Genomic DNA, 5,843 nt, shown 5'->3' with positions numbered 1-5,843 from the left:
AAAGAAGAAAATGTAAGATCATAATTTAAATAATGATTGTAAAAGGAGTAGCAGTTAAATGGTCAAACAAGGGATCTACGAAGAAATCATCAATCAAAAACTAAAAGATGACCTTAAAGAGTTAGACGTTAATAAATATGATATCGGTAAAGAAAAGCTTGACGTTGAGGAAGCAAGAAAACTTTTATCCTCCTACATATCCTTAGTCACCAGAAAAGCTTTAAAGTTTGTTCGTGATAATGAAAGTGATGATCACCAGGCTCTTATTAATCAAATCCGTACCTGCAACGAAATCATCTCCATTTTAAGTGAACGACTGGATGAAGAGGAGTTTCGCCAATTACGAATTGAAGAAGAGGGTGAGGTTCTTACCTCCATCTATTCCCGGATTAATTCGATTCGTAGTATTCAAAAGGGCGCAGTGATCCGGCCCGTAACACCTCTTTCTCAGAGTTCCCTCTTTACCGGTTCCAATTATGAACCAAATATGCTGGGAGAGCTGAAAAAGGAAATTGTAACAGCTGATTCCATTGATATGCTTGTTTCGTTTATTAAATGGAGTGGGCTGCGTTGTATTATAGAAGAACTGAAGACCTTTACGGATAATCCGAATAACAAGCTTAGAGTCATCACGACTTCTTATATGGAAGCGACCGACTATAAGGCAATTCAGGAGCTTAGCCAGCTGACGAATACGGAGATCAAAATTTCTTATGATGTGGATCGAACTCGACTTCATGCCAAGGCTTATCTCTTTAAAAGAGACACTGGTTTTAGCACTGCCTACATTGGTTCTTCCAATCTATCGAATCCTGCGTTGACTTCCGGTTTGGAATGGAACATCAAGGTCACCGAAAAGGATTCGTTTGATATCGTTAAGAAATTTGAAGCGACGTTTGAAAGCTATTGGAATGATCATGAGTTCAAGACGTTTCACCCTGAAAGCGAACAGGACCAATTGCTTTTAAAGCATTCTTTATCCAAAAGTAAAACCCTTGAGGAAAACGAGCGGAAATTCCTATTTGATATTCAGCCTTATTTTTATCAAAAAGAGATTCTCGAAAAGCTTCAGGTGGAGCGAGAAGTTTTTGGACATATGAAAAACCTCTTAGTTGCTGCGACAGGAGTTGGTAAGACTGTCATTTCTGCTTTTGACTATAAACGTTTTAGAAATAAAAATAAACCTGCAAAGCTATTATTTGTGGCTCACCGAGAAGAAATCCTTAAGCAAAGTTTGGAAACCTTCCGGGCTATTTTGAAGGATCCGAATTTTGGAGATATGTTAGTTGGAACTTATCAGCCGGGGTCGATTGACCATTTATTCGTGAGTATCCAGAGCTTTAACAGCAAAAAGCTCTATGAAAATACTAGTAATGATTTTTATGATTTTATCATCGTGGATGAATTTCATCATGCTGCGGCTGATTCTTATCAAAAGCTATTGAGCTATTATCAGCCGAAAATTCTCCTTGGTCTGACCGCGACACCTGAAAGGATGGATGGAAAAGATATTCTTTCCTATTTTGATGGTAAGATTTCAGCTGAAATGCGTTTAACAGAAGCAATCAACCGCAAGCTACTAAGCCCTTTTCAGTATTTTTGCGTAAGTGACACGATCGATTTATCTAAATTGAAATGGAGTCGTAGAGGGTATGAAATCAGGGAATTAGAAAATGTTTATACCTCGAACGATCATCGAAGCAGCCAGATTGTTAAAGCGGTCAATAAATACGTTACTGATATTGATCAGGTCAAAGGGCTAGGGTTCTGCGTATCCATTGAACATGCGAAGTATATGTCTGATTTCTTTAATAAAATGGGAATACCTTCTGTTGCCCTATATGAAAATGTGGACAGTAAGACGAGAAGAGAAGCACAATTCCAGCTCGTCCAAGGCGAAATAAAGTTCATTTTTGTTGTGGATCTGTATAACGAAGGTATTGATATACCTGAAGCAAACACGATTTTATTTTTACGCCCAACAGAAAGTTTGACGGTCTTTTTACAGCAGTTGGGCCGGGGACTACGTTTAGCCGAAGGAAAAGAGTGCTTAACGGTCCTGGACTTCGTTGGACAAGCACATAAGAACTATAATTTTGAGGAGAAATTCCGTGCTTTAATCGGGAAGACCAAGCATTCCGTCCAGCACTATATTGAGAATGGCTTCTTTCATCTTCCTAAAGGCTGCTTTGTTCAATTAGAAAAGCAAGCGAAGGAGTATATTTTACGGAATATTAAGTCCAGTGCCAATACACGTGGAAATCTTGTTACCAAGATGAAATACTTTGAACAGGATACGGGTTTACAGTTAACTCTATCGAACTTTTTAAATCACTATCATCTAACTATATATGATTTTTATGGGAAAAATGGTGATCGAAGCTTTAGCCGGATGATGGTGGAAGCAGGTGTTGCATTAAACTTTGAGTTTGACGATGAAAAAGTATTGACCAAACGATTACCTAACTTGTTCCATCTAAACTCCAGGAAGCTCCTGCAATTTTTTATGGATTATATTGACGAGCCGACCGTTCGTAATGAGGAAGAGCAGTTAATGCTAGCGATTTTCTACTATTCTTTTTATAATGCTCACCCGGCAAGTGAGGGATTTTCATCACTTCAAGAGGGAGTTGCAAAGGTATTAGCACAGCCTGAATTTAAAGAAGAAATCAGAGACGCTCTTCAGTTTCTTTATCATACTTTAGAAACGTTGGAGATTGAAAATGATTTGGATTTCGCTTGTCCATTAGGAGTTCATTGTAACTATAATACCTCTCAAATTCTAGCCTCTTTAGGTTATTATAATGAAACAAGCAGCCCAGCCTTCCGTGAAGGAGTAAAGCATTTCGAGGATAAGAATCTGGATATCTTTTTTATCACCTTAAATAAGTCGGAAAAAGACTTCTCGCCTTCAACTTTATATGATGATTATGCGATAAATGAACGGCTCTTTCACTGGCAAACCCAAAGTCGGGTCGCTGAAGGAAGTAAAATTGCTGAGCGGTATATTCATCATAAAAAACGAAATCACCAAATTGCCCTTTTTGTCAGAGAGTATAAGAAGGAAAATGGTTATACCTCGCCATTTGTATTCCTCGGAACCGCGGATCATATTAGTCATTCTGGCAGTAAGCCAATGAACTTTATTTGGAGCTTGAAGGAGGAAATGCCCTCTTACTTGGTACCAAGGGCAAATAAGAATATTTTATAATCCGATGAACCTTGTTGAATTCAGCAAGGTTCTTTTAGTACTTCTAAAATATTTGAATATAAACTGACTCATTCAAATTGTTACAGAAGGAATAAAAGATATAATCTATATTTTTTCCACGCTGGTGTAGTACTACAGATTTTAGTTATTTCCAATATACTTAAATGAGTAAATATGTGTTTTCGTTAGATCAATGACTTCTTGGATAAATGTTTCTTGGGTTTCTTTGAAACCATTTTGGGTCCAACTCTGAAGGAGTCCGTAAAAGCCATAGGCTGTATAACGTTTAAAATAATCCATATTAACTGGGATATTGTTGATTGTTTCGAAAATAAATTGTTCATTATAGATTTTTAAGATTGTTTGAGGGAACCGTGTGTGTAATCCTGGTAACGTGTCATCGTAGTTAATCAGATTAAAAAAATTCCGGTTTTGATAGATATAAGCAACGATATTTAAAGATGGTGCATTTAGCTTGGCTGAATATACTTTTTGACCAGGTACATATGGTTTGCCTACTGAGGCTTCTAACCCTTGAAGCATGGAAACAAGTAATTCCTCAGCTAATTCAATTTTATCTTTGTAATGGATATAAAAAGTACTGCGATTATAAGAAGAATAATCGACGATGTCTTTGACAGTAACGGAATGGTACCCCTTCTCTTTTATGAGTTCAATCAATGCTTGCTTTAAATGCTCTTTTGTCCTATTTTGTCGTTGAGATTTCGTATTTTGTTCATGATTCATGAAAAAACCTCCCTCAATATAGACAGATTTATCATAAGTGTCTAACTAGTAGACACTTAATGATATCTTAATGATTGTTATATGTGAACAAAATAGTAAAATTGAATTGTGAACAAAATAGTACAGATTATAAATCTGACTATGATTTTTCTATTGAATGTGATAAAGGAGGAACTGGTATGGGGAAATTACAAGACAAAGTAGCTGTGATTACAGGTGGAGCATCAGGTATTGGGGCAGCTACAGCACGTTTATTCGTTTCAGAAGGAGCCAAAGTGGTTCTTGTTGATTTAAATGAGGAAAAAGGGAAAGCATTTGAGGCAGAGTTGAAAGCGCTTAATGCCGAAGCTCTTTTTATAAAAGCAAATATTACGAGTGAAGAAGAAGTCGCAAATATCTTTAAACAAACCGTTGAAACGTTCGGCAAAGTGGATGTGGTTTTCAACAATGCAGGTATTGGCCGTGTTCATCCTTCACATGAGTTAGAGTACTCAGAATGGCGCAACACCGTAAATGTTGACTTAGATGGCGTCTTTTTAGTAGCACGTGAATCTATCCGTGAAATGCTAAAAACAGGCGGCGGCACGATTGTTAATACGGCATCAATGTACGGTTGGGTTGGATCACCAGGTTCAGCAGCCTATAACGCGGCAAAAGGCGGCGTGATTAACTTAACTCGTTCCCTTGCACTTGAATATGCAGAACAAAATATTCGTATTAACGCATTATGCCCTGGTTTTATTGATACACCAATTATTCCGGAAGAAAGCAAGCAGGCTTTGGCTGAAGTCACACCAATGAAACGTCTTGGTAAAGCGGAAGAAATGGCAAAAGCAGTATTATTCATGGCCTCTGAGGATTCTTCATTCATGACTGGTAATAGTTTGATTGTGGATGGCGGGTATACAGCGCAATAATAAATCATGGGTACTAAGTAAAAAAGATGACATTTCACCGGTATATATCTTTAATATGAGATATTTTAATTGAAAATAATTTGAAAAAATACGCTTTAGACCTTGAATCAAAAACAAAGGGAGGAAATTTCCAATGAGTAATCGTTTTGATGGAAAAGTGGTATTAATTACAGGTGCAGGATCTGGTTTAGGTCAAGCCTCTGCCTTACAAGTAGCGAAAGAAGGAGCAAAAATTTCACTAGTTGATTTAAACGCTGTTTCATTAGAGGAAACGAAAAGTAAAGTGTTAGAGGTTGCACCAGCCGCAGAATTGTTGCTTATCACTGCGAATGTGGCAGATGAAAAAGCAGTTGAAAACTATGTAAATGAAACAGTTGAGAAATTTGGGAAAATCGATGGTTTCTTCAACAACGCTGGGATCGAAGGGAAACAAAACCTAACAGAGGATTTTGGTATTGAGGAATTCCAAAAAGTCGTCAGTGTCAATTTAAATGGTGTGTTTTATGGTTTGAAACACGTATTGAAAGTCATGAGAGAACAAGGCTTTGGCTCTATTGTTAATACTGCTTCTGTTGGTGGTATTCGTGGGGTAGGAAACCAATCTGGTTATGCAGCTAGTAAACACGGCGTGGTCGGATTAACAAGAAACTCTGGAATTGAATACGGTCAATACGGAATCAGCATCAAAGCCATTGCACCTGGAGCAATCATGACACCAATGGTCGAAGGGTCATTAAAACAAATGGATCCAGATAACTGGGAAGAAGTAGGAAAACAATTTGTTGAGTCAAACCCAATGAAACGTTTCGGTAAACCAGAAGAAGTGGGGTATTTGGTGGCATTCCTGCTATCTGATCAAGCCAACTTCATCAACGCAGCTGTTATTCCAATTGATGGTGGACAATCTTATAAATATTAAGAAGTTTGGCGAGAGTTCTCTTTATTTGGAGCTTGAAGGAGGAAATGCC

The 5,843-nt window shown here is 37.6% G+C and carries 4 protein-coding genes; 3 read left to right on the top strand and 1 reads right to left on the bottom strand.

Features of this window, described 5'->3' with window-relative positions:
• Positions 1–58 precede the first annotated feature (58 nt).
• Entirely contained in the window at positions 59–3,211 is a 3,153-nt protein-coding gene (locus V7137_RS29180) for a DEAD/DEAH box helicase (protein ID WP_335701304.1), read from the top strand.
• A 141-nt stretch (positions 3,212–3,352) separates the two neighbouring features.
• Here the strand turns inward: V7137_RS29180 and V7137_RS29175 are convergent, their stop codons facing one another.
• Complete coding sequence (locus V7137_RS29175) at positions 3,353–3,958, bottom strand: TetR/AcrR family transcriptional regulator (RefSeq protein ID WP_335701303.1); 606 nt, start codon at positions 3,956–3,958, stop codon at positions 3,353–3,355.
• A gap of 179 nt (positions 3,959–4,137) precedes the next feature.
• Between V7137_RS29175 and V7137_RS29170 the strand changes: the two genes are divergently transcribed.
• Positions 4,138–4,875, top strand: a complete 738-nt coding sequence (locus tag V7137_RS29170; RefSeq protein WP_335701302.1) for an SDR family NAD(P)-dependent oxidoreductase — start codon at positions 4,138–4,140, stop codon at positions 4,873–4,875.
• Positions 4,876–5,008: 133 nt separating this feature from the next.
• On the top strand, positions 5,009–5,794 hold the full coding sequence (locus V7137_RS29165) for an SDR family oxidoreductase (protein ID WP_335701301.1): 786 nt from the start codon (positions 5,009–5,011) through the stop codon (positions 5,792–5,794).
• Positions 5,795–5,843: the final 49 nt, after the last annotated feature.

Source organism: Neobacillus drentensis, assembly GCF_036962765.1.
Classification (GTDB): domain Bacteria; phylum Bacillota; class Bacilli; order Bacillales; family Cytobacillaceae; genus Neobacillus; species Neobacillus drentensis_C.
The sequence above is the reverse complement of the archived record's forward strand: the minus strand, read 5'-3'. Positions and strand labels throughout refer to the sequence as shown.